This window comes from Pseudomonas rhizoryzae, assembly GCF_005250615.1.
In the GTDB taxonomy this organism is placed as follows: Bacteria; Pseudomonadota; Gammaproteobacteria; order Pseudomonadales; family Pseudomonadaceae; genus Chryseomonas; species Chryseomonas rhizoryzae.
Genome location: NZ_SULM01000001.1, coordinates 138,177 through 163,602 on the forward strand (window position 1 = coordinate 138,177; position 25,426 = coordinate 163,602).

The window sequence follows — 25,426 nt, forward strand, 5'->3', positions numbered from 1 at the left end:
TCCCAGAAAGGCCAACGACCGGAGACCGCCATGATCGAGCTTGCCCCCCGTAATACCACCCCTATAGATTCTTATCCGCATCTGCTCGAACCCCTGCGCGTGGGGGCGATCACCTTGCGCAGCCGCGTGGTGATGGGTTCCATGCACACCGGGTTGGAAGAGCGTCCGGGGGGCTTCGCGCGCATGGCGGTGTTCTTCGCCGAACGGGCCCGCGGCGGCGTGGGCCTGATCGTCACCGGCGGTATCGCGCCCAACGAAGAGGGCGCCGTCTACCAGGGCGCCGCCAAGCTGACCACGCCCGAAGAAGCCGAACAGCACCGCGCCATCACCGCCGCGGTACATGCCGAGGGCGGGCACATCTGCCTGCAGATCCTCCATGCCGGTCGCTATGCCTACAATCCGAAGCTGGTGGCGCCCTCGGCGTTGCAGGCGCCGATCAATCCCTTCACCCCCCGCGAACTCGACGACGCCGAGGTGGAGGCGCAGATCGAGACCTTCGTTCACTGCGCGCAACTGGCGCAGCAGGCCGGTTACGACGGTGTGGAGGTGATGGGCTCGGAAGGCTACTTCATCAATCAATTCATCGCCGCGCGGACCAACCACCGCACGGATCGCTGGGGCGGCGACTTCGCCAGTCGCTGCCGCTTGCCGCTGGCCATCGTCGAACGCATCCGCGCGGCGACCGGGCCGGATTTCCTCATCATCTTCCGGCTCTCGCTGCTGGATCTGGTGGAGCAGGGCAGCACTCCCGAGGAGTGTCTGCAACTGGCGCTCTGGCTGGAGAACGCCGGGGTGAGCCTGATCAACACCGGGATCGGCTGGCACGAGGCGCGTATCCCCACCATCGCCACCCTGGTGCCGCGCGGCGCCTTCGCCGCCGTCACCGCTCAGTTGAAGGGGCGAGTCCGGGTGCCGCTGATCGCCACCAACCGCATCAATACCCCTGAGGTGGCCGAGGCCATCCTCGCCGCCGGCCAGGCCGACCTGGTGTCCATGGCGCGGCCGCTGCTGGCCGATCCGGCCTTCGTCGCCAAGGCCGCCGCCGGGCGGGCCGATGAGATCAACACCTGCATCGCCTGCAACCAGGCCTGTCTCGACCATACCTTCGCCGGCAAGCTGACCAGTTGCCTGGTCAATCCGCGCGCCTGTCACGAGACCGAGTTGCAGATCCTGCCGACCACGGCGCCGCGCACCTTCGCCGTGGTCGGCGCGGGCCCGGCCGGCTTGGCCGCCGCCTGCACCCTGGCGGAGCGCGGCCATCGCGTGGTGCTGTTCGAGGCCAGCGCGCGCATCGGCGGTCAGTTCAACGTCGCCAAGCGCATTCCCGGCAAGGAAGAATTCGGCGAGACCCTGAGGTACTTCCAGCGCCGCCTGGAGCGCCTGGATGTCGAGGTGCGCCTCAACCGGCGGGTCAGTGCCGCCGAATTGCAGGCCGAGGGCTTCGCGACGGTGATCCTGGCGACCGGGGTCACGCCACGGATTCCCGCCATTCCCGGTGTCGACCACCCCAAGGTGCTGGGCTATCTGGACGTGCTGCTGGAGCGCCGGCCGGTGGGGCGGCGGGTGGCCCTGATCGGCGCCGGGGGTATCGGCTTCGACGTGGCGGATTTTCTCACCCATGCCCATCGCGAGGAGGAACCCATCGCGGCCTTCTATGCGGAGTGGGGCATCGACCCGACCTTCAGCACCCGCGGCGGCCTGGCGCCGGCTGCGCCGCAGCCGGTGGAACGCCAGGTCTGGCTGTTGCAGCGCAAGCCGGGCAAACCCGGCAAGGGGCTGGGCAAGACCACCGGCTGGATCCATCGCGCCCGCCTCCAGCAACGGGGCGTGCAGGCTTTCGGCGGGGTCGAATACCTGCGCATCGACGACGCCGGCCTGCATTTGCGGCTGCCCGATGGCGCCGAGCAGGTGCTGGAGGTGGACAACGTGGTGCTCTGCGCCGGTCAGGAATCCCTGCGCGAGCTGGAAGACGGCCTGATCGACCTGGGCATCGCGGTGCACCGGGTCGGTGGGGCGGACGTCGCCGCCGAATTGGATGCCAAGCGCGCCATCGACCAAGCCACGCGACTTGCCGCGCAGCTGTAACTCTTCGTTGCAAGACGAGAAGATTTACGTGACCTGTTGCACATAACATCCTATCCGGACCGACCGCCATCCCAATGTCCGGTCTCTCTTCCATCCTGCCGGTCAGGATTGGCTAAGCTGCCGTCCTGACGCACCGGGTGGCGTCCAGGTCCATTCCAGACGATGGGCAGGGAAACGGGGGATTGCCTCCCGGCCCTGCGCTAGGGGTAGGATGCACGTCCAGTCGCCCCGCCCCGAGCTTGTCAGCGCCAAAGGCGCGTCAGGGGGCGGATCGCTGGCCTCGATATTCATGTGGGATCGACAGGGCACGCGGCACAGATGGCAGAGATGTTGAACGAAGAAGCAGTACTGACCCCGGTGGTGCTGGGGTTTGGCGACCAGGGCGTGAATCGCGCCTTGCTGTTTCCCGATTTCGAGGCGCTCTGGCAGGGTGAGCAGGCGTTGCTCGACTGCGCAGGGCGTCGCCATCGCTTCGTCTACCTGCTGTTGGACGATCACCGCCGGGTCAAGGCCGCGGTGTTCTTCCTGCTGGCCTTCGACGCCCAGGGGCGGCCCTTGCCGGAATGGAACCTGCCGCTGGTGGAGCTGGCCGAGCGCGGGGGCGCCGGCCCCGACCTGGGCGCCGGGCCCATCCGCCTGGCCAGCCTTGGCCAATGCCCTATCTCTTGGCATCAGGGGGATCTCTGGGACCCGCGCAGCGATGGCGAACATGACGACTGGCAGGCGATTCGCGACTGCCTGGGCCTGGTCGCCCCGCGCGATGGCGAGGTGGAGCTGGCCGGGGAGTACCACCCCAGCGCGGCGGACGGCATCGACGTCGAGGCGCGTCTCGAACGGGTGCGGCGCATCCTCGCCCAGGAGCACCAGGAGGCACTGGACAAACTGATCGCCGGCCAGCGTACCCGCCTGCTCACCCTGACCCGCCAGCACCAGGAAGACCTGGCACGCCTGCAGCGCGACGCGGACGAGCTGCGCACCGCCAAGGCCGATTTGGAAGTGCGCTACGCGGCGCTCGCCCAGCATCTGGAACAGCAGAACGACCTGGCCCGGCAGCAGCGTGAAGAACTCAACGAACAGATGCGTACCCTGGAAAGGAACGCCCTGTACAAGATCGAGGCCCTGCGCATCCAGGCCGAGGCCGAAAGCGAGGCCCGCGTGGCCGCCGCGGTGAATGAGCTGAAGAACCAGCTGTCGATCCGCGAGGTGGAACTCAAGTACCGCGACGAACTGGACGGCCAACTCCAGGAAGACATCCGCCAGTTGCGCGAGCGCTGCGCCCAGCTGGTCGCCGACAGCAACGAAGGCCAGCTGGAGCGCCTGGCGCGCCAGGGCATCCTCTTCGTTACCTTCCAGCCCGGCGCCGGTCATCTGATCCTCGGCCGCCAGGACGTGCCGCGCTTCAGCGCCGATCCCCTGGGCTTCGTCGCCGCCCATTGCAAGGTCAGCCGCGAGCAGTACCAGCGTTGGCTGAAGCATCACCAGCAGCCGGTGTGCCAGGCCGAGGTGGAAGGCAAGCGCTGCGGTCGGCCGGTGGTACGCGTAGAGCATCCCGCCCAGTTCGATCCGCAGCGCTCGACCCTCTGCGCCGAACACCGGGGCGATGATACCGATGGCGATGTCGCCAATCTCTGATCGCGTACCGTTGCCACTTCCATGACGACCTTCCCGCCCGCCGCGCTCCAGGAGGTGCAGCTGCCGCTGCTGGGCGCGCGTGGCCTGCGGCTGGCCGTGCTGCGCCTGGACCAGCGCCCGCCGGGCCTGAACGGCAACAAGGGCTACAAGCTGCAGCCCTGGCGCGAGCGCTTGCGCCGTGGCGAAGGCCGGGGCCTGATCAGCCTCGGCGGCGCCCATTCCAATCATCTGCATGCCCTGGCCGCCGCCGGACGCGAAGCGGGCTTCGCCACCGTCGGCCTGTTGCGCGGCGAGCCTTGCGCCACGCCCACCGTCCAGGATTTGCAGGACTGCGGTATGACCCTGCACTGGCTGGGTTATGGCGGTTATCGCCGGCGCCATGACGCGGACTTCTGGCAGCCCTGGCAGGCACGCTACCCCGATCTGTTGCCCATTCCCGAAGGCGGCTGCGATGGACTGGCAGCCCAGGCCTGCGGCGGGATCGTCGCTGAGCTGCAGCAGGGGCTCGCCGCCTTGGACTGGCCCGATTGCCAGCAACTCTGGCTCGCCGCCGGCACCGGCACCACCCTGGCGGGAGTGATCCAGGCCGCCGACCCGGCTTGGCAGGTGATGGGCGGTCTGGCGGTGCCGCCGGGACATGGCGTCGAGACCACCTTGCAGACCTTGCTCCCGCGCGACCTGCCCCGGAGCTGGCGCCTGGTCGATGCCAGTCGCGGCGGCTTCGGCCGCATCGATGCCGACCTGGCGCGGGCCATGGCGGATTTCGCCGACCAGACCGGCATCACCCTCGATCCGCTCTATACCGGCAAGCTCTGGCTCGCCCTGCGCGACGAGATCGAGCGGGGCGCCGTGGCAGCGGGCAGTCGCCTGGTACTGATCCACAGCGGTGGCCTCCAGGGCCGCCGGGCGTTGGCGGCTCAGCTGAGCGCGCTGGCCTCGGGCTGAGTCGGCCAACCGGCAGGGACCAGGAAGAGGCGCGCGACCTCAGCGCCCGTGCCATCGCGGCGCACCAGCAGCTGCGGCCAGACCGGTTCCCCGGCGGGCAGCGGCAGGCAGGGCGTATTCGCTACCGCCGGGGCGAGCCAGTGGCCCTTGGGCAGCACCTCCCAGGAGCCTTGCGGCAACCGCTGCCGCTCGCACCAGAGCTGCGGCTGCCGCGGGGGCAGGGCGCCCGCGGGCCAGGGCAGGGGAGCGTCGAGCGGCTGGAACAGATAGCCCCCAAGCCAGAAGGCGGGTCGGGGCGGGGCGATGTCCAGGGCTGCCAGGCTGGCCTGGGCCAGGGGTGTGGCCGACAGCGGCAGCTGGCGCTCGCGTAGATGGGTCAGTTTGCGTGCCAGTTGGTCTTCGCCGCCCGGGCCCAGCCAGCGCGGCGCGCCGTGCGAGCCTTCGCCCAAGTAGAACTTCACTGCCAATTCCAGGTGATGGACGCCCTCGGCGTCCGCCACCAGCAGGTCCAGCTCGCCCAGGGTGCGCTCGCCCTCGCGCAAGGGCAGGTTGGCCGCCAGCAGCCGAACCCCGGGCGCCCGGGCCAGGGCGAATTGCCAGAGCCGTTCGTATTGGCGACCCAGGCGGCGATCGCTGCCCTGGGCCAGCCAGGCGGCCAATTCCTCTGGCGCCGCGTCCTGTTGCCGCAGCCAGTCGGCCAATTGCCCGGGGTGACTGGCCCAGTCGCTGGCGCACAGCGGATGGCGGGTGTCGGCGGCGACCAGCAGGGGCAGGGCGACCAGGGTCCAGGCGAGATCCCGCACCTGGGGCTGGCTCAGGCGTCGCGGTAGCTCATACAGCTCGGCGAAGGGCGTCATGGCGCCAGCATAGGCCAAGCGGAGGCCCTGCGGATCAACCCAGGCGACCCGTGGTCGGATAGAGGCGGTTTGCCGCTGCTACGGGCTTTCGCCCATACTTTCTGCCCATTCCAGCCAACGGGGCCGCCGGCGCGTCATGGACTCCTTTCGTAACATTGGCATCATCGGCCGACTCGGCAGCACCCAGGTGCTGGACACCATTCGCCGGCTGAAGACCTTTCTGCTGCAGCGCAATCGCAATGTGATCCTGGAAAACACCATTGCCGAGGTGTTGCCGGGGCATGGCCTGCAGACGGTGTCGCGCAAGCTCATGGGCGAGATCTGCGACCTGGTGATCGTGGTCGGCGGCGACGGCAGCCTGCTCGGCGCCGCCCGCGCCCTGGTCCGCCCGCGCGTACCGGTGCTGGGCATCAACCGTGGCAAGCTGGGCTTTCTCACCGACATCCGTCCGGACGAGCTGGAGAGCAAGGTCGCCGAGGTGCTCGACGGCCAGTACCTGATGGAGACGCGCTTTTTGCTCGACGCCTTCGTCGAGCGCGGCGGCGAGATGATCGGCCAGGGCGATGCGCTCAACGACGTGGTGCTGCATCCCGGCAAGTCCACCCGGATGATCGAATTCGAGCTGTACATCGACGGCCAGTTCGTTTGCAGCCAGCGTGCCGATGGCCTGATCGTCGCCACTCCCACCGGCTCCACCGCTTATTCGCTGTCGGCCGGCGGACCGATCATGCATCCCAAGCTGGATGCCATCGTGGTGGTGCCCATGTATCCCCACACCCTGTCCAGTCGTCCCATCGTGGTATCCGGCGACAGCACCCTGTCGATCCTGGTGTCGCCGAACATGACGATCTATCCGCAGGTCTCATGTGATGGCCAGAATCATTTCACCTGCGCACCCGGCGATACCGTGACCATTCAGAAAAAGCCCCACAAGCTCAGGCTGATCCATCCGCTGGATCACAACTACTACGAGATCTGCCGGACCAAGCTCGGCTGGGGCAGTCGGCTGGGAGACGATTGATGCCGCTCGGCTACGATCTCATCGGCGATCTCCACGGCTGCGCCCATACCCTGGACCTGCTGCTGGAACGCCTGGACTACCGCCTGGTGGACGGCGTCTGGCAGCATCCCGAGCGCCAGGCGATCTTTCTCGGCGACCTGGTCGACCGCGGGCCACGCATCCGTGGCGCCCTGCGCCGGGTGCGCGCCATGGTCGAGGGTGGCCACGCCCACTGCATCCTCGGCAACCACGAACTCAATGCCCTGGCCTGGCACACCCCGGCCGCGCCCGGCACCGGCCAGACTTGGGTGCGCGAACACACGCCACGGCACCGCCAACTGATCCAGGAAACCCTGAGCGCCTTCGCCGACCATCCACAGGAATGGCAGGACCATCTGCGCTGGCTCTATACCTTGCCGCTGTGCAAGGACTTCGGCCATTTCCGCATCGTCCATGCCTGCTGGGATCAGGGGCTGATCGACGAATTCCTGCATCACTACCCCGACGCCTGCATCGACGAGGATTTCGTCCGCCAATCCATCGTCGGCGGCAGCCTGGCCAGCCGGGTCGCCTCCCGGCTGCTCAACGGGGTGTCGCTGCCGCTGCCCCATGGCGTACGCCTGACCGGCAGTGATGGCTACGTCCGCGCGCGCTTTCGCACCAAGTTCTGGGAGAGCGATCCCCAGACCTATGGCGACGTGGTCTTCCAACCCGATGCCCTGCCGGCGGAAATCGCCTGCGAGCGCCTGAGCGACGAGGAAAAGGCCGGGCTCCTCTGCTACGGGGAAGACCAGCCGATGCTGTTCGTCGGCCACTACTGGCGCGACGGCCATCCCGAGCCGCTGCGACCCAACCTGGCCTGCCTGGACTACAGCGCGGTCAAGTACGGCAAGTTGGTCGCCTATCGACTCGATGACGAGCGGGTGATAGACCCGGACAAGTTCGTCTGGATCGATGTACAGCGCGAGGAGGGCCGATGAACCAGCCACAACCCGTACTTCGGGTGCCCCTGGGGCGTGACTTGCTGGGTTTCACCCGCCTGCTGCGCCGGCTGGAGATCCGCCATCGGGTGGTGGAAGAGGGCGACAGCCAGGTGCTCTGGGTACTGGACTCGGCGCGGGCGGAAGAGGCCCGCAGCCTCTACGAGCGTTACCCCGATGGCGATCCCCAGGGGCAGGTCCAATTCACCCAGCGACGCCGTGGGTTGGGTCTCCTGGCACAACTCAAGGCCAGCCCGGTCAGTGCGGCGGTCCTGCTCGTTACCCTGCTGGTGGGCCTGGCGACCGAGTTGGGCGACAACCTGGCGGTGATCCAGTACCTGACGCTACAGCCGTTCCGCCTGGTCGATGCCGATCATCTCGCCTTCCTCGATCTGGGCGTCACCCTCGCCCAAGGCGAATGGTGGCGGCTGGTCACGCCGATCTTCCTGCACTTCGGCATCCTGCACCTGGCGATGAACGCCCTCTGGTACTGGGAACTGGGCCGGCGCGTGGAGTTTCGCCAGGGTGGGCTGCTGCTATTGCTGCTGACCCTGGTCTTCGCCGTGGGCTCCAACCTGGCCCAGTACGCCTGGAGCGGGCCGGCGTTGTTCGGCGGCCTGTCCGGGGTGCTCTATGGCCTGCTGGGCCATTGCTGGCTGTTCCAGTGGCTGGCGCCCAATCCCGCCTATCGCATGCCACGCGGGGTGGTGGCCATGATGCTGATCTGGCTGGTGATCTGCCTCACCGGTGTCTTCAGTGTGCTCGGCTTCGGCGCCATCGCCAATGGTGCCCATGTCGGCGGGCTGGTGCTGGGCTGCTTGACCGGGCTGCTGGGTGGCGGACTGGCACGCCTACGGCAACGCTGATCAGCGCCGCCGCTTGAGTTCCGGGGCCAGGCTCAGGGTATTGCGATAGCGCCAGCGCCGCTGGCTGCGGTGCCGCAGCCACAGTCCCAGTAGCAACAACGCGGCACCGCCGCCCAGCAAGCCTTGGGCGGTTTCATGCTGCAACGTCAGATAGGGCGCCAATTCCGGCAATTGTAGCAAGGCGCCACCGCCGGCCAGCAGGGCGGCCAAGCCGGCCACCGAGGAGAGTAGCCCCAGGCCTGTGGTCACCCGGGTCATGAAGGGCCGCCGCAGGCGCAGCGGTGGTGGATCGAAACGATCTTGTTCGGGCAACTTCATTTTCATACCCCAGGTTCATCCAAGGCTGCCGAGGTTATACGCCTCGGCGAGTCTTAGCGAGCCCGCAAGACGCTCTAGCGTAGCAGTTGGCGCACTCCCTGCTTGAGCATGTCCCAGCGATCCGCATCGCCACTGGCGATGGAGCCGAGGAAGGCCCGGGCCTGTTCGAAGCTGATGTGCGGCGGCAAGGGCGGCACGCTGGGGTCGGTGACGAACTCTAGCACCACTGGCCGATCCGCTTCGAAAGCCTGCTGCCAGGCATCGGCGATCTCGTCCGGGCGATGGATACGCAAGCCCTTGAAGCCGAGCAGTTCGCCGTAGCGAGCATAGGGGAAGTCGAGCACATCCTGGGCCGGGGCGAACTTGGGATCGCCGGCCAGGGCACGCTGCTCCCAGGTCACCTGGTTGAGGTCGCCGTTGTTGAGCACCATGACGATGAAGGTCGGATTGCTGAATCTCTTCCAATACTGCTGCAGGGTGACCAGTTCGGCGTTGCCGTTCATCTGCATGGCGCCGTCACCCACCAAGGCGATCACCGGGCGATCCGGATGGGCGAACTTGGCGGCGATGGCATAGGGAATACCGCAGCCCATGGTCGCCAGCTTGCCCGACAGCGACCCCAGCATCTGCCCGCTCATGCGGATGTCGCGGGCGTACCAGTTGGTGTGGGAGCCGCTGTCACCGCAGAGGATGGCGTCGCGCGGCAGTTGGTTGGACAGCTCATGGAACACCCGCTGGGGATTGATCGGGTCGGCCGGTGCCAGGGCGCGCGCCTTGATCGATTGCCAGGAGTCGGCCACGCTCTTTTCGATGCGCGTGCGCCATTTGTCGTGGGGTTTGCTCTCCAGTAGCGGCAGCAGGCGTCTGAGCGTTTCGGCGGCATCGCCCAGCAGCGGCTGCTCGATGGGATACCTCATGCTGATGTTGCGCGCGTGCAGGTCGATCTGCACCGCCCGCGCCTGGCCTTCCTTGGGCAGGAATTCGGTATAGGGAAAGGTCGAGCCGACGATCAGCAGGGTGTCGCATTCCTTCATCAGCAGATCGCTGGCCTCGGTGCCGAGCAGGCCGATGGAGCCGGTGACATAGGGCAGTTCGTCGGAGAGCACACCCTTGCCCAATAGCGCCTTGGCCACCCCGGCGCTGAGTTTTTCGGCCACCGCCATCACCTCGCTGCGCGCCTGCAGGGCACCGGCGCCCACCAGCATGGCCACCTTCTTGCCCGCGTTGAGGATGTCGGCGGCAGCCTGCAGATCGTCTTCCTGGGCATAGGGTCGCGGCGGGATCGCACCGGCCCCGGAAAGGACATTGGCGTGCTGATGCGGCGGGCTTTCTACCGCTGGCAGTTGCTGGATGTCGTTGGGGATGATCACCGTCGCCACCTGGCGCTCGGCGATGGCCACGCGGAAGGCGCGGTCGAGGACATGGCGCAACTGCGCCGGATGCACCACCGTCTCCACGTAGGCGGAGACGTCCTTGAACAGGGTGTGCAGGTCGACTTCCTGCTGGTAGTCGCTGCCCAGCGATGAGGCGGCCTGTTGGCCCACGATGGCCACCACCGGCATATGGTCCATCTTGGCGTCGTACAGGCCGTTGAGCAGGTGGATGGCGCCCGGCCCGGAGGTTGCCAGGCAGACGCCCACCTCGCCGGTGAACTTGGCGTGGGCGCAGGCCATGAAGGCCGCCATCTCTTCTTGGCGCACCCGCACGTAGTCGAACTGGCCGGCCACCCGGCCCAGGGCGCCCATGATGCCGTTGATTCCATCGCCCGGATAACCGAAGACGCGTTCGACGTTCCACTGGCCGAGACGCTCCCAGAGATGGTCGGCTACGGTCTTGCTCATGACGTTCTCCTCGTTGTCCGCTTAGGTTCTGTACGAAAAGTCGCCGAGCGAAGGTCAGGCGAGGCGAAAAAGGCTGAGGAAGCGGAGTTTACGAGCGGTAAATGAGCATTCCGAAGCGTTTTTCAACGAAGCATCACCGAGCGCAGGCACTTTTCGTACAGAACCTTAGGGTTAGGAAGAAGGGCGCCGCCGTTAAGTTCCTGCAGTCGGACCGGGCGCGGGTTAGAATGCGCGGCTGATCATCCGGAGCCTTTCATGAGCGAATCCCGCCTGCGCACCTTGCGCGACCACATCCGCTGGGCCGTCAGCCGCTTCCACGCCGAAAACCTGTTCTTCGGCCATGGCCATGACAACGCCTGGGACGAGGCCCGCGCCCTGGTGCTGGGCGCGGTGCACCTACCCTGGGATACCGCCGACCGCTACCTGGATTGCGCCCTGGAAGACGACGAGCGCTATGAACTCGGCGTGCTCCTGCACAAGCGTATCCAGGAGCGCGTGCCCACCGCCTATCTGCTCGGCGAAGCCTGGTTCTGCGGCTTGCCCTTCGTGGTCGACGAGCGAGTGCTGGTGCCACGTTCGCCCATCGGCGAACTGATCGATGCCCGCTTCGAACCCTGGCTACCGGCCACGCCGGCACGCATCCTCGATCTCTGCACTGGTTCCGGCTGCATCGGTATCGCCTGCGCCTATGCCTTTCCCGAAGCCGAGGTGGCCCTGGGCGATCTCTCCTACGAGGCGCTGGAAGTGGCCTGGCAGAACATCGAGCGCCACGGCCTGGAAGATCGCGTCTACACCGTGCAGGGCGACGGCTTCGCCGGCCTGCCGGGGCAGCGCTTCGACCTGATCGTCAGCAATCCGCCCTATGTGGACGCCGAAGACTTTGCCGACATGCCGGCCGAGTACCAGCACGAACCCGCGCTGGGGCTGGCCTGCGGCGACGATGGCCTGGATCTGGTGCGACGGATGCTGGCCGAGGCGGCCGATCACCTCACCGAACAGGGCATCCTGATCGTGGAGGTGGGCAACAGCCAGGTCCACGTCGAGGCGCTCTATCCGGAAGTCGATTTCACCTGGCTCGACTTCGAGCGCGGTGGCCATGGCGTCTTCCTGCTGGCCGCCGCCCAGTGCCGCGAGCACCAGGCACTGTTCCGCAGCCGTCTGCTTCCCTGATCACCCGTGGTCGCCCGCGGCGGCCGCCTTTCTTTTCCGAGGTCTATCCGTGTTTACCGAACTCGCTCTGCACGAGCGCCTGCTCAAGGCCCTCGATACCCTGGGCTTCAAGACGCCCACTCCGGTCCAGGCCGCTGCCGTGGGCCCGGCCCTGGAAGGCCACGACCTGCGCGTCACCGCCCGCACCGGCAGTGGCAAGACCGCGGCCTTCCTGCTGCCGCTGCTGGATCGCCTGCTCAAGGATCCCAAGCCCAAGTCCGGCGCCCGCGCCCTGATCCTGCTGCCGACCCGCGAGCTGGCCCAGCAGACCGCCAAGGAAATCGAGCGCTTCGGCCAGTTCACCTTCCTCAAGGCCGGCCTGGTGATCGGTGGCGAGGACTTCCGCGTCCAGGCCGCCGGCCTGCGCAAGAATCCCGAGATCCTGGTGGCGACCCCTGGGCGTCTGCTGGAGCAGCGCAATGCCGGTAACGTCGATCTGAAGGACATCGAGATGCTGGTGCTGGATGAAGCCGACCGCATGCTCGACATGGGCTTCTCCGAGGACGTGCTGCAGATCGCCGCCAGTTGCGAACGCGAAGGCCGCCAGACCCTGTTGTTCTCCGCCACCGGTGGCGGCAACGCCCTCCGCCAGGTGGTCGAGCAGGTGCTGCGCGAGCCCCAGAATCTGCTGCTCGACCGTACCGGCGAACTCAACGAAGCCGTGGTACAGCAGGTGATCCTGGCCGACGAGCCGCCGCACAAGGAGCGCCTGCTGCAGTGGCTCTTGGCCAACGAGACCTATCGCAAGGCCATCGTCTTCACCAACACCAAGGTGCAGGCCGATCGCCTGACCGGGCGCCTGGTGGCCGAGGGCCTCAAGGTCTTCGTGCTGCACGGCGACAAGGACACCAAGGATCGCAAGCTGGCCGTGGAGCGGCTGCAGAGTGGTGCGGTCAAGGTGCTCATCGCCACCGACGTGGCCGCCCGCGGCCTGGACGTCGAGGGCCTGGACCTGGTGATCAACTACGACCTGCCGCGCAGCGGTGACGAATACGTCCACCGTATCGGCCGTACCGGGCGGGCGGGGGAGGCGGGCCTGGCGATTTCCTTCGTCACCCACGGCGACTGGAATCTGATGTCCAGCATCGAGCGCTATCTCAAGCTGAGATTCGAACGCCGCCAGTTGCCGGGGCTCAAGGCCAGCTACAGTGGCCCGAAGAAGCTCAAGGCCTCGGGCAAGGCCGCCGGCACCAAGAAGAAAAAGACCGACGGCAAGAAGGACGGCAAGGCCAAGGCCAAACCCAAGTCCGAGCGTCGCCCCGGCGCCCTGGTGCCCACCTCGGCCGACGGCTTCGCGCCGCCGCGCAAGCGCACGGCGGAGTGAGCCTAAGGTGAGATCGTCCCCGCGGTAGACAAGCGGGGCACGGGGCGCCGGCCAGGATTAGCGCTTGGCCACGCCGTCGAACAGCTGGAACACCGGTGCACGCCGGTTCGGACGTTGCAGATCCGGTTGCTGCACCAGCAGCCAGGCTTGTAGCTCGGGCTCGGCCATGGGCTTGCCGATCCAGAAGCCCTGGCCTTCGTCGCAGCCCATGGCCAGCAGACTCGCCATGGCTTCGGCCGTCTCGATGCCCTCGGCGGTGATGCGAAAACCCAGGTGATGGGAGAGTTCGATCAGCGAGCTGACGATCAACCGATCCTTGTCACGATGGGGCAGGTCGCGGACGAAGCTGCGGTCGATCTTGATGGTGTCGGCGGGCAACTCCCGCAGGTGCGACAGGTTGTTGTAACCGGTGCCGAAATCGTCGATGGCGATGCCCACGCCCAGTTCGCGCAGCGTGGTCAGCTGGCGATGGATCAGGGTGTCGTCACCGAGCAGGGCGTTTTCCGTGACCTCCAGCTCCAGGCGCCGGGCGCTGACCGGATAGCGCTGCAACAGCTCGGTGGTCTGCTCGGCGAAGTCTGGATCGTTGAGATCATGGGCCGAGATGTTGATGGCCATGCTCAGGATGCGGCCCTCGCGCTGCCAGGCGTAGGCCTGGGCGATGGCGCTGTGCATCACCCAACTGCTCAAGGCGGTGATCAGCGCGGTCTTCTCTGCCAGGGGAATGAATTCCGCCGGGCTGATGGGGCCCAGGTGCGGATGCTGCCAGCGCAGCAGCGCCTCGACGCTGTGGCAGCGTCCGGTGGCCAGGTCGATGCGCGGCTGATAGACCAGGCTCAACTGGTCGGTTGCCCGCAGTGCCTGGGGCAGGGCACTGAGCAGGGCGAAGGCGCGCCGGTAGGCCGCGTCGTGCTGCGGATCGAAGTGGCGACAGCCACGCATCTCGGCGCGGGCATCGTCGGCGGTGGCGATCAGGGCACGCAGCCAGTCGGTCGGGCGGTCGTCGGTGAGCGACATCACGCCCAGACCCAGGCGGGTCTGGATGGGAATGCCGTTATAGTCGAGTACGCCAGTCAACTCCTGCTGGACCCGTTCGAGCAGATCGCGTTGACGCCCCTCGTCGAGGTCGTTGAGCAGGAAGCCGAAACGGGCCGGGCCCAGGCGATACAGCGGTTGCCCGGAGGGCAACAGGCGGCGCAGATGCTGCTTGATGGCGCGTTGCAGGCCATCGAAATGCGCCTGGCCCATGGCCTTGATGAAGTCGTTGAGGTAGTTCTGGGCGAATAGATCGGCCGCTACGGCGACGACCCGGCTGCCTGCGCGGGTCAGGGCTTCGGCATCCTGGCGGAAACGCTCGGCGTTGGGCGATTGGGTGACCGGGTCCCAATAGGCGCCGCTGCGCAGTTGTTCGATATGTTGCATGGCCAGATTGGCCAGTTGCTGAAGGGCGAGCACCCGCTCGGGGGGCAACGCGGTACGTGGCGCGGTATCGAACAGGGTCAGACTGCCGAGCATCAGGCCTTCGGCGGTGCGCAACGGCGCGCCGACGTAGAAACGGACGCCGGGCGCGCCGGCCACCATCGCCAGTCCGGCGAGGCGCGGGTCGTTACGGGCATCTTCCACCTGCAGCGGCAGGTCGCGTTCCTGCAGGTACTGGCAGAAGGATTCGCTACGAGGCACAGCCGTGGGGCTGCAGCCCACGGTGGCGCGGCAATGCACCTGCTGGTCATCGAGAAAGCAGACCATTGCGCAGGGCACATCGAACAGTTGGGCGCAGAGCGCGGTGAGATCCTGGAAGACGCGGTCCGAGGGACGATCGATCAGGGCGAGATCACGCAGCAGGGCAAGACGCTGGCGTTCATTGGCTGCAGTGAGTGGCGCAGGCTCCATAGGCATCGTCCCGATACGCTGTAATAGCAGATTGCTACTTAGAGCGTGATCGGGTCGAGAGTTCCCTCGCCCAACCCATCACAACGGCTTGGATCCCTGGAAGTCATCAGGCGGCGAAGTAGAAGACGGCGAATAGCTTGGCGCTGTCGGTCCAGACGCGTACCTGTCTGAAACCAGCGTCTTCGGCCAGGGCGCGGAAGCTTTCCAGGCTGTATTTGTAGGAATTTTCGGTATGCAGCCGCTCACCCTCGCGGAAGGTGAAGCGCTGCCCTTCCAGACGCACGGTGTGGTCACGCACGCTGACCAGATGCATCTCGATACGCGAGGCGATTGGATCGAAGAAGGCCAGGTGGCGGAAGCGGGAGGGGTCCAGATCGGTATCCAGCTCGCGCCGGATGCGCTGCAGCAGGTTGAGATTGAAGTCCGCGGTGACCCCCGCGGCGTCATTGTAGGCCGCATCCAGGCGCGCCTGATCCTTGATCAGGTCGACGCCGATCAGCAGGCCACCGGTGGTCGGGAGCATGCCATGGAGGTTACGCAGGAAGACACTCGCCTCCTCAGGGGTGAAGTTGCCGATACTCGACCCAGGGAAGAAGGCGACCGGACGCAGGCCGTCGAGACTGTCCGGTAGGGCCATGGGGCGACTGAAGTCGGCGCAGGCGGCGCTTACGTCCAACCAAGGATAGTCGGCGGCCAGGCGCTGGGTGCTGCTGAGCAGGAATTCCCGGGAGATGTCGATCCCCAGGTAGCCCACCGGCCGCATGGCTTCTAGCAGCAGCCTGACCTTGCGGCTGGCGCCGCTGCCCAGCTCGACCAGCGCGGCATCGCGCCCCGCCAGCTGGGCGATTTCACCCGCCGCCGCGGCGAGGATGGCTTCTTCGGTACGGGTGGGATAGTACTCCGGCTGCCGGGTGATGGCTTCGAACAACTCGGAGCCGCGCTGATCGTAGAAATACTTGGGTGACAGTGCCTTGGGCGTCTGGGCGAAGCCCCGCAGCACGTCGTCGCGCAGTGAGCTGTCGGCGATTTTCGCCGGTTGCTGATCGAAGAAGCGTACGGCTAGGGCCATGGGTCAGACCTCGCGAGCCAGGCGCAGACCGGCGAACTGCCAGCGCATGGTGGGGTAGAAGAAGTTGCGATAGGTGGCGCGCACATGGTTCTGCGGGGTGGCGCAACAGCCACCGCGCAGGACCATCTGGCCGGACATGAACTTGCCGTTGTATTCGCCGAGGCTGCCCGGCAGCGGCTTGAAGCCGGGGTAGGGACGGAAGGCACTGCCGGTCCATTCCCAGACATCGCCGAACAGCTGGCGCATACCACTGCCCTCGGCGGCGACGGGTTGCAGGTGATCCTGGTCGACGAAGTTGCCCGTGATCGGCTGGCGCGCTGCCACGGTTTCCCACTCCGCCTCGGTGGGCAGGCGAGCACCGGCCCAGCTGGCATAGGCATCGGCCTCGTAGAAACTCAGGTGGCAGACCGGTGCGCCCAGGTCGATGGGTGTCATCCCGCCGAGGGTGAAGTGGTGCCAGACGCCGTCCAGCTTCTGCCAGTACAGCGGTGCCTGCCAGCCCAGGTTGCGGATGGCCGCGGCGCCATCGGAGAGCCAGAGATCGCTGCGGCCATAGCCATCGTCCTCGATGAAGGCGAGGTATTCGGCGTTGGTGACGAGGCGGTCGGCCAGTTGGAAGTCGTCGACGAACTGGCGATGCACGGGCGTCTCGCAATCGAAGGCGAAGCCCTCGCCCGTGTGACCGACATGGCGTACGCCGCCGGGATGGCTTTCCCAGCCCAGGGGCGCCACCTGGTTCGCGCTGGCCTTGGCCAAGTCGGCGCGATAGACCGGATACAGCGGGTTCTGCGCCAGGATGTGCTTGATGTCCATCAGCAGCAGTTCCTGGTGCTGCTGCTCGTGGTGCAGCCCCAGCTCCAGGCGCCGCTCGATCTCGGCGGCGTGTTCGGCGGGCGGCGAGGTCAGCAGCTCGGCCATGGCCTCGTCGACCGCGGCGCGGAAGCGATAGACGTCCTCGACGCCCGGGCGTGACAGGTGCCCGCGGGCCGCCCGGGGAAAGGGCTTGCCGTGGGTCTCGTAATAGGAGTTGAACAGGTAGTCGTAGGCCGGATTGGGCGTCTGGTAGCCCTTGAGGAAGGGCTTGAGGATGAAGGCCTCGAAGAACCAGGTCACGTGGGCCAGGTGCCATTTCGGCGGGCTGACGTCGGCCATGCTCTGGACGACGTAATCCTCGACGGTGAGCGGCGCGCAGAGCGCTTCGCTGGCCCGGCGCACCTGCCGATAGCGTTCCAGCGGAGTAGCGGCGGTAACGCTCGCGGCGGGCAGTTCGCGGGCGAAAAGATTCATGGCGGGCTCCGGGTCGGTCTTCCTGTGGTCAGGAAACCGACCGGGCGGCATAAGTTTAGTTCGGGAAGTTATGACGGGCGGTCTCGCTGGTGCCCGTCGTCTACCACCAGGTTTCCAGCTGTACCCCGAAATTGTTGCCATGGCGGGCATCGCCGAAGGCGCCGGTATCGGAGAGGGCGGTGCCTGCCAACGCTGCTTCCTGGGCGCCGCGGTTCCAGCTGGCGTAGGTCCAGTAAAGGCGGATCTCCGGTCGGTCCATCAGGCCCATGCCGCCCAGGGCCAGGGTCGGGGCCACGGTGACCTTGTTCAGGGTACGGGTGGCGCCGCTGTCGGGATGGATCTGGTCATGGCCGAATTCCACCTGCAGCTTGAAGAGGCGGGTGAAGGCATAGCTGGGCCGCACGCCGAAGGAATACCAGGTCTGGCCGGCATCGCCGGGCGCCCGGTCGCGCTGATAGAGCGCCAGCAGCTGGCCACCGAAGCGCGGCGTGAGCTGCCAGCGCGGCGATTCGAGGATGCGCAGGCTCTGGTAATCCTGATCGGCGGTGAGGCTGCCGGTCGCACCCAGCCCGGTGCCCGGCCCACGGCCGTATTGCACGGTGAAGACGTTGACCCCACCGAAGAAGGCGCTCTGCTTGTGCTCGGCGGTGGCCGACCAGCCACCGTGGGCACCCTGTACCTGTCCGGCGCGCTGGATGTAGGACAGGCCCAGTTCGATCTCGCCACCGGGATTGGTCTTGATGCCGCCCAGGTTGACGTCGTGGCGATTGGCCTTGTCCGGCTGATCGATATTGTCTTCGCGGCTGAAGGCGTAGCTCAGGCGCAGGCCGCTGTCGCCCAGGCCGTAGTCCTCCACGCCGAAGCCGGTGCCGCTCGGGTTCCAGTAGTAGAAATCGTTGATGTGGATGTCATGACGCTTGTAGTAGCGCCGTCCGGCCCAGAGACCGCCGCCGTTCAGGGCGGGCAACGTGAGGCTGGTCCAGAGCTGCGGCAGGCGCACGTTGCCGTTGTCGCCGCTGAAGGTGGGCGTCTGGTCATAGACGTTGTAGAGGCTGGCCATGCCATGCACCTTGAGCTCGGTACCATCGGCGCCCTTGTACAGCGTCTGGTGCAGTTCCAGTTCCCAGTAGGTCTCGCATTCGTTACCGAGCCGGTACTTGGCCGGCGCGCCAGGCAGTTGGAAGCAGCTTTGCTTGCCACCGTCGGCGGAACCGCCGACGCCCACGCGACCATAGCCATCGAATTCCAGGGCCTTTGCCGTCAGCGGCAGGCTGCTGGCGAAGAGGGCAAGACAGGCGGCATTACCTGCGCGGCGGAGAACTCTGCTCATCCGAAGATCCCGGTGTCGTTGATGGCTGTCGATCGGACTGGACAGGGGGCGGCAAGTTGCAGGAAAAGCCTATCCTATCAAGGGCTTGGCGTAGTTCTTCGGGGTGACGATGGCGGGCGAAAGGGGCGGCCTAAAGAGAACGGTTGACGATCGGGCTACCACTGGCGACGCTTGAATTTTCGGCTTGGGAAAATATTTCAAAATGAAACAGACGTTGCTGATGGCCCCGCAATTGCCGCAGGGACTGGTTACCCAGCTCGAAGCCCACTACCAGGTACTGGGGCCTTTTCCCTCCGCCGATCCCGCTGCCCTCCCGCCGGGCGCCGAAGCGGCGGTCGCGCTCCTCACCATTGGTGGCCTGCCGACGCGTGCGGCCCTGCTGGATGCCTTGCCCGCCCTGCGCCTGGTGGCCTGCTACGGCACCGGCTATGAGGGAGTGGAATTGGCGGCCTGTCGCGCGCGCGGCATCGCCGTGACCACCGCCGGTGACGCCAATGCCACGGCGGTCGCGGAATTCACCTTCGGCCTGATCCTGGCGAGTGCCCGCCGCCTGTTGCAGGGCGACGCCTTCGTCCGCAGCGGTCAATGGCAGGGTAACGCCGTCGAGCGCATGCCCCAGGTGCCGGGCCTGGCTGGCCGCCGGCTGGGTATCTATGGCCTGGGCGAGATCGGCCGACGTATCGCTCGTCGCGGCGAGGCCTTCGACATGGAGATCGGCTACTTCAACCGCTCACCGCGAAGCGACAGCGACTATGCCTATCACGGCAGCCTGCTGGAGCTGGCGCGCTGGAGCGACGTGCTGGTAGTGGCGGTGCGCGCCAGCGCCGAGACCGTGGGCGCGGTGAATGCCGAGGTCCTGGCCGCGCTGGGCGAGGAGGGACACCTCATCAATATCTCCCGCGGCAGCGTGGTCGACGAAGAGGCCTTGGCCGACGCCCTGGAGCAGGGCGTGATCGCTGGCGCCGCGCTGGACGTCTTCGCCCGCGAGCCCGAGGTACCCGAGCGGCTGCGCAGCCAGGCCAACCTGGTGCTCAGCCCCCATGTGGCCGCCAACGCCGCCTCGGCCCAGACCGCCCAGCAGCAGGTGATGCTGGCCAATATCGCCGCCATGTTGAACGGTGGTGAATTGCGCAACCGCATCGCCTGAGGCGCCACCGGTCGGTCTGGGTTGTGGCCGCTGCGGTCCGCTCCCATATTGGCCGCATGACCTCGATCTCGCCTGCTGCCGCCGTTCTGGCGGAGTTTCACGATGCGCCCCTTAGCTGGTTCAGGGGGCGTTTTCCCGCGCCGACCGAGGCGCAGCGCCAGGCCTGGCCGGCCATCCGTGCCGGTGAATCGGTGTTGGTGGCCGCGCCCACCGGGTCGGGCAAGACGCTGACCGCCTTTTTCGCCGTGCTCGACGGCCTGGTGCAGGAGGCGTTGCGCGACGGCGGCCTGCCCGAGGCCTGCCTCTGGCTCTATGTGTCGCCGCTCAAGGCGCTGTCCAACGACATCCGCCTCAATCTCGAAGAGCCTTTGGCCGGGATCGGTGCCGCCCTGGAGGCGCGTCAGTTGCCGCCGCTGGAGTTGCGTACCGCGGTGCGTACCGGCGACACCCCGCAAAAGGAACGCGCCGCCATGCGCCGGCGACCGCCGCATCTGCTGGTCACCACGCCCGAATCCCTCTATGTGCTGCTCGGCTCGGATTCCGGACGGCGGATGCTGGCCAGCGTGCGCGGCGTCATCGTCGACGAGATCCATGCCATCGCCGACGGCAAGCGCGGCAGCCATCTGACCCTCAGTCTGGCGCGGCTGGAGGCCCTGACCGGGCGACCCCTGCAACGCATCGGCCTCTCCGCCACCCAGAAGCCGCTGGCGGCGGTCGCCGCCTTCCTGGTCGGGCGCGACGCCCAGGGGCAGCCCCGGCCCTGTACGGTGATCGACATCGGCCACCAGCGCGCCCGGGACCTGGCCCTGGAGGTCCCGCCCATTCCCCTGGAGGCGATGCTCTCCACCCAGGCCTGGGAGCTGGTCTACGACCGCCTCGCTGAATTGGCCGAAGGGCATCGCACCACCCTGGTGTTCGTCAACACCCGCCGCCTGGCCGAGCGCATGGCGCGGCAGCTGTCGGATCGCCTCGGCAGCGAGCTGGTCGCCGCCCACCACGGCAGTTTGGCCAAGGAACAGCGGCTGGACGCCGAACAGCGCCTCAAGCGCGGCGAGTTGCGCCTGCTGCTGGCGACCGCCTCCCTCGAGCTGGGTATCGACATTGGCGATGTCGACCTGGTCTGCCAGATCGGCTCGCCGGGCTCCATCGCCGCCTTCCTGCAGCGCGTCGGACGTGCCAATCACCAGGTGGGCGGTCTGCCCAAGGGGCGGCTGTTCCCCACCTCGCGGGACGACCTGGTGGAATGCGTGGCGCTGCTCGATTGCGTGCGTCGCGGTGAGCTGGACACCCTGCACATCCCCCGGGCGCCCCTGGACGTACTGGCCCAGCAACTGGTGGCCGAGGTGGCCTGCCAGGAATGGTCGGAGGCGGCCCTGCTGGCGGTGCTGCGCCAGGCCGAACCCTATGCCGAACTGAGCGAGGCGGACTACAGTTCCGTGGTGGCGATGCTCAGCCAGGGCTACACCGATCGCCGTGGCCCGCGGGCGGCCTACGTGCACCGCGATGCGGTCAACGGCCTGCTGCGCGGTCGGCGTGGCGGCAAGGCCACGGCGTTGATGAGTGGTGGCACCATCCCGGAAAGCGGTGACTTCAGCGTGCTGCTCGAACCCCAGGGCCATACCGTGGGCAGCGTCAACGAGGATTTCGCCTTCGAAAGCCTGGTCGGCGATGTCTTCCAGCTCGGCAATACCGCCTACCGCATCGTCAAGATCGAAGGCAGCAAGGTGCGGGTCGAGGATGCCAAGGGGCAGCCGCCCAACATTCCCTTCTGGCATGGGGAGGCGCCGGGGCGTAGCGACGAGTTATCGGCCGGTCTCGCCCGCCTGCGAGCGGAACTGGAACCCCTGTTGCCCGCGGCGGGCGAGGCCCCTGAACCCGCTATCGCGCGGATCGGCGCCGCCTATGACTTGGATGAGGGCGCCGCCCGCCAACTGGTGAATTATCTCGGCCGCACGCGCCAGGTCTTGGGTGCGCTGCCGACCCAGCAGACGCTGGTCATGGAGCGCTTCTTCGACCAGGCCGGCGGCATGCAGCTGATCATCCACGCGCCCTTTGGCAGCCGCATCAACCGCGCTTGGGGCCTGGCGCTGCGCAAGAGATTCTGTCGCAACTTCAATGTCGAGCTACAGGCCGCGGCCACCGAGAACGCCCTGATCCTGTCGTTAGCCACCAGCCATAGCTTCGTGCTCGATGAGGTCTGGCGCTATCTGCATCCGGCCACCGCGGAGCAGGTGCTCATCCAGGCCCTGCTCGATGCGCCGCTGTTCGCCGTGCGCTGGCGCTGGAATGCCACCACGGCGCTAGCCCTGCCGCGCTTCAGCGGCGGGCGCAAGGTGGCCACCCAGGTGCAGCGCATGCGCAGCGAAGACCTGCTGGCCACGGTCTTTCCCGACCAGGTCGCCTGCCTGGAAAACCTCGCCGGCGAGCGCCAGGTGCCGGAGCATCCCCTGGTACGCCAGACCCTGGACGACTGCCTGCACGAATCCCTCGACAGCAGGGGTTGGCTGGCGCTGCTGGAGCGCATTAGCACAGGCCAACTGACCCTGCTCACGCGCGATCTGCCCGGGCCGTCGCCACTGGCCGCCGAGGTGCTGACGGCCAAGCCCTACGCCTACCTGGACGATGCCCCGGTCGAGGAGCGCCGTACCCTGGCGGTGCAGAATCGGCGCTTCGGCGGTGCCGATCCCGGCGACCTCGGTGCCCTGGATCCGGCGGCCATCGCTCTGGTCCGGGAGGAAGCCTGGCCGCGGCTGGAAACGGCCGATGAGCTGCACGAAGCCCTGCTGGGCGTGGGCTTTCTCACCGAGGCGGAAATGGCGTCCCACCTGGCCCAGGCCAGGCAGTTGACCAAGGCCGGGCGAGCCGGGCGCCTGCGGCTGCCGGAGACGACCCTGTGGATCGCCGCGGAGCGCCTGCCGCTGTTCCAGCGCCTGTTTCCCGAAGCCCCCATCGAGCCCGCTCTAGCTGCGCCGTCCGGTTTCGTCGCGCCCGAGGATGCCGAGGCGACACTGGTCGAGTTGTTGCGCGCGCGCCTGACCGCCTTGGGTCCGGTAGCCCAGGCAGAGCTGGCGGCGAGCCTCGGCCTGTCGCCGGAGCGTCTCACTCCGGCGTTGCTGGCGCTGCAAGGCGAGGGCTATGTATTGCAGGGGCATTTCACCGCCGAGACCCAGGCGGTCGAATGGTGCGAGCGCCATCTGCTGGCACGGATCCATCGCTACACCCTGGGCCGCCTGCGCAAGGCCATCGAGCCGGTGGCGCTGGCCGACTACCTGAGGTTCCTGCTGGAGCACCACCATCTGGTTGGCCCGGCAACCCTGAGGGGAGGCGAGGGCCTGGAGCAGGTCGTCGGCCTGCTGGAAGGCTTCGAGATCGCCGCCGCCGGTTGGGAAGGCGAGATCCTGCCCAGTCGCTTGCCGGGTTACCTGTTCACCGGGCTCGACGATCTCTGCCGGGCGGGGCGCGTGGTCTGGCTGCGTCTGCCCCAGGCGGGGCGCACAGGCGGCGGACCGGTCAAGAGCTCACCTATCGTCCTGCTACCCCGGCGGCACCTGGCCGACTGGAACAGCCTGACCACACCGCCCGCGGGCGAGACACTGTCACCCAAGGCGCAACGGGTGCTGGAGGTACTGACCCGTCGGGGCGCCTCCTTCTTCGACGAACTCCTCGGCGAAGCGCGCCTGTTGCGCAGTGAACTGGAGACCGCCCTGGGCGAGCTGGTCGGTGCCGGCGCGGTCAATGCCGACAGTTTCGCCGGGCTGCGCGCCCTGTTGCTGCCGGCAGCCAAGCGCGGTAACCGGACCGGCCTGCGCCGCGGCCGGATGCCGCTCTATGGCGGTATGGACGATGCCGGGCGCTGGGCTGCCCTGCGGCCGGCCGAGCCACTGGCCGACGCTCGCTTGCCTGATGCCCTGCTGGAGCGACTGGTCTGGGTATTGCTGCGCCGTTATGGCGTGCTCTGCTGGCAACTGCTGCAACGCGAGAGCGAGGTGCTGCCGCCCTGGCGCGATCTGCTGCGTGCCTGCCACCGCCTAGAGGCCCGCGGCGAGATCCGTGGCGGTCGCTTCATTGCCGGCCTCTCCGGTGAGCAATTCGCCGATCCTGCAGCCATCGCCCCGCTGCGGGAATGGCGCCAGCGCCCGGCGGACGACACCTGGGTCAGCGTCTCGGCGCTGGACCCGCTCAATCTCGTCGGCACCCTGCTACCGGGTGCCAAGGTGCCGGCCGTCTTGGGCAATCGACTGCTCTATCGCGATGGCGTACCCATCGCCGCGCGGATCGGCACGACATGCAAATGGCTGGTGGAGCTGTCGCCCGAGGATCAGGCACGGGCGCGGCAGGCGCTGCTGCAACTGGGGCGAGAGCGGCCCAGGATCGGCGCTCTGGGTAGTCTTCTACCCTAGTGTGGTGTTTCAGAAGTTATCTACACAATTTTGGCGGCGCTTTTCGTCCCTGGGCAGCGTTGCCACTCCTCGCCATAGCCCTGCTATGACTCGTCCCGGCGCCTGGCCCAGGAACAAAAATCACTCGCCAATTCTTGCGCGAACTTCTGAAACACCACACTAGAAGAAGGGATGCGAAGCCTTGAGCATCACGGCATTGTCGCAATAGGTGTTGTGCCCCGAATACACCGAGCAGTCGGCGCCTTTCAGGCTGGTGCTGCTATACGTGAGGTTGAACAGGGTGTTCACCCACTTGCGGCTCAGGTTCACCGACCAGTCGTTGAAGCTGCGCACCAGGCCACCGTGATCGAGGGTCTCGGGGGTATCGAGCACATAGTTGGTGTACTTCAGGGAAACGCCCGTCTTCACCAGGGGCAGAGTCCCCAGATCGGCATAGAGCGAGGCGTTGTGCCGACCCGGGTCATTGGCGAAGGCGGCGCCCAGGCGTTTGCCGAATACCGTCATACCGGAATACAGCTCGCGGCTGGAGTCGACGTTCTGGATCAGGTTGCTGTAGTTGATCACCCCGAATTCGTAACCATAACCGGGCGCGATTCTTTGCTTGTAGCCGGCGTAGGTATCCATCTCCAGCACCGGGGTATCGGCGGACGAGGCGTTATTAGTCGTCCATTGGCCGAAATACAGGCCGCTGTCGTGGCTCAGATCGAATCCACCGCCCATGCCGGCCGAGGTGGGTGCAACCAATCCCTGGGCCATGCTGCGTGAGGGGGCGGTCCCCATCTTCAGATCGAAATCCCCTACCTCGCGCTGCATGCCCCAGTTGGCAGCCATCACGGGGCTGCTCAGCACCCCGAGCACGACGAGAAAAGGTAACGATCTGTTCATGAAAGCACTCCTGCCGTGCCGATAGAGCGATGAGAAAAAGAGATATGGGGATAACAACAAGCAGGGAATACATCCGAATGCGAACATCCAGATGACATCGTTGTTATTGGATGAGAAACAGCGGCTAACCCGTTATTGCTCTTGGATGATAACCAACGACGGCGCCTTTTTGTCACCATTCGTCAGGTTCTTGACCAGGGAATGAACTCAGAGTGCGAAGAGCCAGGGCAAATTTTGATATGGGTTCAGACAACAAAAATTCGTGTACCTCTGCCCATATCGGTATGGGTATGCGAGTGCAGAGACATATTTATTGACAAAGGGCAGGGCTGTCGCGACGAACAACCGCAGGGTGGTGGAT

Annotated in this window: 18 protein-coding genes; 10 read left to right on the forward strand and 8 right to left on the reverse strand. The window is 66.7% G+C overall.

What is annotated here, in order from left to right:
• The first annotated feature begins 30 nt into the window (after positions 1-30).
• The 3 genes from FAZ11_RS00645 (at position 31) to FAZ11_RS00655 (ending at position 4,662) form a co-directional block, all read left to right on the forward strand.
• Complete coding sequence (locus FAZ11_RS00645; RefSeq protein WP_137279330.1) at positions 31-2,085, forward strand: NADPH-dependent 2,4-dienoyl-CoA reductase; 2,055 nt, start codon at positions 31-33, stop codon at positions 2,083-2,085.
• A gap of 327 nt (positions 2,086-2,412) precedes the next feature.
• Positions 2,413-3,717: a chromosome partitioning protein ParA gene (locus FAZ11_RS00650; RefSeq protein WP_193557160.1), complete on the forward strand. Its 1,305-nt coding sequence runs from the start codon at positions 2,413-2,415 to the stop codon at positions 3,715-3,717.
• A 21-nt stretch (positions 3,718-3,738) separates the two neighbouring features.
• Positions 3,739-4,662 carry a 1-aminocyclopropane-1-carboxylate deaminase/D-cysteine desulfhydrase gene (locus tag FAZ11_RS00655; RefSeq protein WP_137279331.1) on the forward strand — a complete coding sequence of 308 codons (924 nt, stop codon included), beginning with the start codon at positions 3,739-3,741 and terminating at the stop codon, positions 4,660-4,662.
• Here FAZ11_RS00655 and FAZ11_RS00660 read toward each other — a convergent pair.
• Positions 4,635-5,537, reverse strand: coding sequence for a DUF1853 family protein (locus FAZ11_RS00660; protein WP_240043595.1), 903 nt, complete (start codon positions 5,535-5,537; stop codon positions 4,635-4,637). The genes FAZ11_RS00655 and FAZ11_RS00660 overlap by 28 nt on opposite strands.
• 118 nt (positions 5,538-5,655) lie before the next feature.
• Here FAZ11_RS00660 and FAZ11_RS00665 point away from each other — a divergent pair, with 118 nt between their 5' ends.
• From FAZ11_RS00665 to FAZ11_RS00675, 3 genes are read left to right on the forward strand one after another with little or no spacing between them, the layout of a single operon-like run.
• Positions 5,656-6,540 (forward strand): NAD(+) kinase, encoded by an 885-nt coding sequence (locus FAZ11_RS00665; RefSeq protein WP_137279332.1) that lies wholly within the window; start codon positions 5,656-5,658, stop codon positions 6,538-6,540.
• A complete protein-coding gene (locus FAZ11_RS00670) occupies positions 6,540-7,499 on the forward strand; it encodes a metallophosphoesterase (protein ID WP_074528075.1) in 960 nt (319 codons plus the stop codon). The genes FAZ11_RS00665 and FAZ11_RS00670 overlap by 1 nt, the downstream gene beginning before the upstream one ends.
• Complete coding sequence (locus tag FAZ11_RS00675) at positions 7,496-8,365, forward strand: rhomboid family intramembrane serine protease (RefSeq protein ID WP_058782817.1); 870 nt, start codon at positions 7,496-7,498, stop codon at positions 8,363-8,365. Before FAZ11_RS00670 ends, FAZ11_RS00675 begins: the two co-directional genes overlap by 4 nt.
• Here the strand turns inward: FAZ11_RS00675 and FAZ11_RS00680 are convergent, their stop codons facing one another.
• Entirely contained in the window at positions 8,366-8,683 is a 318-nt protein-coding gene (locus tag FAZ11_RS00680) for a hypothetical protein (protein WP_240043596.1), read from the reverse strand.
• Between the two features lie 74 nt (positions 8,684-8,757).
• Entirely contained in the window at positions 8,758-10,524 is a 1,767-nt protein-coding gene (locus FAZ11_RS00685) for a thiamine pyrophosphate-requiring protein (protein ID WP_058782816.1), read from the reverse strand.
• 255 nt (positions 10,525-10,779) lie between these two features.
• Between FAZ11_RS00685 and prmB the strand changes: the two genes are divergently transcribed.
• The gene (gene prmB / locus FAZ11_RS00695; protein WP_058774365.1) at positions 10,780-11,694 is read left to right on the forward strand and encodes a 50S ribosomal protein L3 N(5)-glutamine methyltransferase; all 915 of its coding nucleotides are present in this window, start codon (positions 10,780-10,782) and stop codon (positions 11,692-11,694) included.
• A gap of 49 nt (positions 11,695-11,743) precedes the next feature.
• Positions 11,744-13,057 carry a DEAD/DEAH box helicase gene (locus tag FAZ11_RS00700; RefSeq protein WP_058767521.1) on the forward strand — a complete coding sequence of 438 codons (1,314 nt, stop codon included), beginning with the start codon at positions 11,744-11,746 and terminating at the stop codon, positions 13,055-13,057.
• Positions 13,058-13,114: 57 nt separating this feature from the next.
• Here FAZ11_RS00700 and FAZ11_RS00705 read toward each other — a convergent pair whose 3' ends face one another.
• The 4 genes from FAZ11_RS00705 to FAZ11_RS00720 form a co-directional block, all read right to left on the reverse strand.
• Positions 13,115-14,947: a putative bifunctional diguanylate cyclase/phosphodiesterase gene (locus FAZ11_RS00705; protein ID WP_137279333.1), complete on the reverse strand. Its 1,833-nt coding sequence runs from the start codon at positions 14,945-14,947 to the stop codon at positions 13,115-13,117.
• 106 nt (positions 14,948-15,053) lie between these two features.
• Positions 15,054-16,016 (reverse strand): L-histidine N(alpha)-methyltransferase, encoded by a 963-nt coding sequence (egtD, locus tag FAZ11_RS00710; protein WP_137279334.1) that lies wholly within the window; start codon positions 16,014-16,016, stop codon positions 15,054-15,056.
• Between the two features lie 3 nt (positions 16,017-16,019).
• Positions 16,020-17,303, reverse strand: coding sequence for an ergothioneine biosynthesis protein EgtB (gene egtB / locus FAZ11_RS00715; protein ID WP_058764109.1), 1,284 nt, complete (start codon positions 17,301-17,303; stop codon positions 16,020-16,022).
• A 100-nt stretch (positions 17,304-17,403) separates the two neighbouring features.
• Positions 17,404-18,633 carry a maltoporin gene (locus FAZ11_RS00720; protein WP_137279335.1) on the reverse strand — a complete coding sequence of 410 codons (1,230 nt, stop codon included), beginning with the start codon at positions 18,631-18,633 and terminating at the stop codon, positions 17,404-17,406.
• 202 nt (positions 18,634-18,835) lie between these two features.
• On the opposite strand from FAZ11_RS00720, the gene FAZ11_RS00725 reads away from it, so the two are divergent.
• Both FAZ11_RS00725 and FAZ11_RS00730 read left to right on the forward strand, forming a co-directional pair.
• On the forward strand, positions 18,836-19,780 hold the full coding sequence (locus tag FAZ11_RS00725; RefSeq protein WP_137279336.1) for an NAD(P)-dependent oxidoreductase: 945 nt from the start codon (positions 18,836-18,838) through the stop codon (positions 19,778-19,780).
• Positions 19,781-19,836: 56 nt separating this feature from the next.
• On the forward strand, positions 19,837-24,180 hold the full coding sequence (locus FAZ11_RS00730) for a DEAD/DEAH box helicase (protein ID WP_137279337.1): 4,344 nt from the start codon (positions 19,837-19,839) through the stop codon (positions 24,178-24,180).
• A 159-nt stretch (positions 24,181-24,339) separates the two neighbouring features.
• On the opposite strand, the gene FAZ11_RS00735 is transcribed toward FAZ11_RS00730, so the two are convergent.
• Positions 24,340-25,065, reverse strand: a complete 726-nt coding sequence (locus tag FAZ11_RS00735; RefSeq protein WP_058764102.1) for a TorF family putative porin — start codon at positions 25,063-25,065, stop codon at positions 24,340-24,342.
• Between the last annotated feature and the right edge of the window lie 361 nt (positions 25,066-25,426).

Coding starts and splice junctions, on each gene's coding strand:
- FAZ11_RS00645 (WP_137279330.1), top strand. CDS start 31: ATGATCGAGCTTGCCCCCCGTAATACCACCCCTATAGATTCTTATCCG.
- FAZ11_RS00650 (WP_193557160.1), top strand. CDS start 2,413: ATGTTGAACGAAGAAGCAGTACTGACCCCGGTGGTGCTGGGGTTTGGC.
- FAZ11_RS00655 (WP_137279331.1), top strand. CDS start 3,739: ATGACGACCTTCCCGCCCGCCGCGCTCCAGGAGGTGCAGCTGCCGCTG.
- FAZ11_RS00665 (WP_137279332.1), top strand. CDS start 5,656: ATGGACTCCTTTCGTAACATTGGCATCATCGGCCGACTCGGCAGCACC.
- FAZ11_RS00670 (WP_074528075.1), top strand. CDS start 6,540: ATGCCGCTCGGCTACGATCTCATCGGCGATCTCCACGGCTGCGCCCAT.
- FAZ11_RS00675 (WP_058782817.1), top strand. CDS start 7,496: ATGAACCAGCCACAACCCGTACTTCGGGTGCCCCTGGGGCGTGACTTG.
- FAZ11_RS00680 (WP_240043596.1), bottom strand. CDS start 8,683: ATGAAGTTGCCCGAACAAGATCGTTTCGATCCACCACCGCTGCGCCTG.
- FAZ11_RS00685 (WP_058782816.1), bottom strand. CDS start 10,524: ATGAGCAAGACCGTAGCCGACCATCTCTGGGAGCGTCTCGGCCAGTGG.
- prmB (WP_058774365.1), top strand. CDS start 10,780: ATGAGCGAATCCCGCCTGCGCACCTTGCGCGACCACATCCGCTGGGCC.
- FAZ11_RS00705 (WP_137279333.1), bottom strand. CDS start 14,947: ATGGAGCCTGCGCCACTCACTGCAGCCAATGAACGCCAGCGTCTTGCC.
- egtD (WP_137279334.1), bottom strand. CDS start 16,016: ATGGCCCTAGCCGTACGCTTCTTCGATCAGCAACCGGCGAAAATCGCC.
- egtB (WP_058764109.1), bottom strand. CDS start 17,303: ATGAATCTTTTCGCCCGCGAACTGCCCGCCGCGAGCGTTACCGCCGCT.
- FAZ11_RS00720 (WP_137279335.1), bottom strand. CDS start 18,633: ATGAGCAGAGTTCTCCGCCGCGCAGGTAATGCCGCCTGTCTTGCCCTC.
- FAZ11_RS00725 (WP_137279336.1), top strand. CDS start 18,836: ATGAAACAGACGTTGCTGATGGCCCCGCAATTGCCGCAGGGACTGGTT.
- FAZ11_RS00730 (WP_137279337.1), top strand. CDS start 19,837: ATGACCTCGATCTCGCCTGCTGCCGCCGTTCTGGCGGAGTTTCACGAT.
- FAZ11_RS00735 (WP_058764102.1), bottom strand. CDS start 25,065: ATGAACAGATCGTTACCTTTTCTCGTCGTGCTCGGGGTGCTGAGCAGC.